Genomic DNA, 1,442 nt, shown 5'->3' on the forward strand with positions numbered 1-1,442 from the left:
GGAGGGAGGGGGAGCCGGGGGTCACGGGCGGGGGACGCCTCCGTACCGGCCGGTGTCCGCGCCACCCAAGTGATGACGGCACGCCTCCTTCTGCCGACCCGTCAGCGGGAGGGCACGGCCATGAAAGCACACTTACTAAGTGGCTAGTAAGTAGTCGTGCGGGTCCGGGCTCCGGGCGGTCACGACGGCCGCGGACGGGCACGGCGTAGGGTCGGGCGGGTGAGCGACGAGTCACCGCAGGCAACGGGCCGGTCCACGCAGGCCCCGCGGACCCCGAAGAGCGCGGCGGCCCGCCGGCGGCAGCAGGACATCCTGCACGTCGCCGTCGACGCCTTCGCCGCCCGCGGCTACCACAACGCCTCCCTCGCGGAGATCGCGTCGCGGGCCGGCATCACCCAGGCGGGAGTCCTGCACTACTTCCGCTCGAAGGCGCTGCTGCTCACCAGCGTCCTGGAACTGCGGGACCGCAGCGGCATCGAGCAGACCGGTGCCGAACGGCCGACGGGCCTGGAGTTCCTCCGGCACCTCGTCGCGACCGCGCGGGACAACGCGGAGCGCGAGGGCGTCGTCCGGCTGTACGCGGTGCTGTCCGCCGAGTCGGTGACCGACGACCACCCCGCCCAGACGTACTTCCGCGACCGGTACGTCGGGTTGCGCGCGTTCGTCGCCGACGCCCTCGTCGAGGCGTGCGGCCTGGGGGAGGGCGATGCGGTGCGGGCGCGCGACGCGGCCAACGCCGTCATCGGCGTGATGGACGGACTGCAGGTGCAGTGGCTCCTGTCGCCGGGGCAGGTCGACATGGCGGCCAGCACGGAGCTCGTCATCGACGCGGTGCTCGCGGCGCTGCGGCCCGGCGCGTGACCCGGCGGGGACCGGCCTCCGCGCAGCCCTGACGCCCTGGGATGTCGCGCGGTCCACGGCGCCGTTTGACCCTGACGCAGGGGCAACCTCTCAGCATGGTGGCCATGACGACCAGACACGATGTGTACGAAGGCGGCGCCGGACCGCGCCGCGGGTCCGGCGGCGGCCCCGCCCCGGTCCCGGACGGGACGCCGGGCCCGCAGCACCTCACGGTCCGCACCGTCCACCATGACGGCGTCGCGATCTCCGTGACGCGCGGCGGCCGCGGGCGGCCGCTGGTCCTGTGCCCCGGGCTGCTCTCGACCCAGGCCGACCTGCACGAGCTGACCTCGCTCCTGCGGCGCGACCACGACGTGATCACCTTCGACCTCAGAGGCCACGGCCTGACGTCGGCCGCCGACCGGTACTCCTTCGACGCGTTCCTCGGCGATCTCGGCGCTGTGCTCGCGGCGCTCGACCTGCCGGCACCGCCGGTCCTCGTGGGTCACTCGCTGGGGGCGGACCTGGCCGTCCACCATGCCGCCGGGCATCCGGACGCCGTTGACGGGCTCGTCCTGATCGACGGAGCGAACCCGCTGCCC

The 1,442-nt window shown here is 74.1% G+C and carries 2 protein-coding genes; both read left to right on the top strand.

Features of this window, described 5'->3' with window-relative positions; all coding sequences use genetic code 11:
- Positions 1–312: 312 nt before the first annotated feature.
- The gene (locus tag GTW43_RS04810; protein ID WP_202501049.1) at positions 313–861 is read left to right on the top strand and encodes a TetR/AcrR family transcriptional regulator; all 549 of its coding nucleotides are present in this window, start codon (positions 313–315) and stop codon (positions 859–861) included.
- A gap of 104 nt (positions 862–965) precedes the next feature.
- Positions 966–1,442: alpha/beta fold hydrolase (locus tag GTW43_RS04815; protein ID WP_161300366.1), on the top strand; the 477-nt coding region annotated here is incomplete at its 3' end.

Origin of the sequence: Streptomyces sp. SID5785 (genome assembly GCF_009870065.1) — a bacterium.
GTDB lineage: Bacteria > Actinomycetota > Actinomycetes > Streptomycetales > Streptomycetaceae > Streptomyces.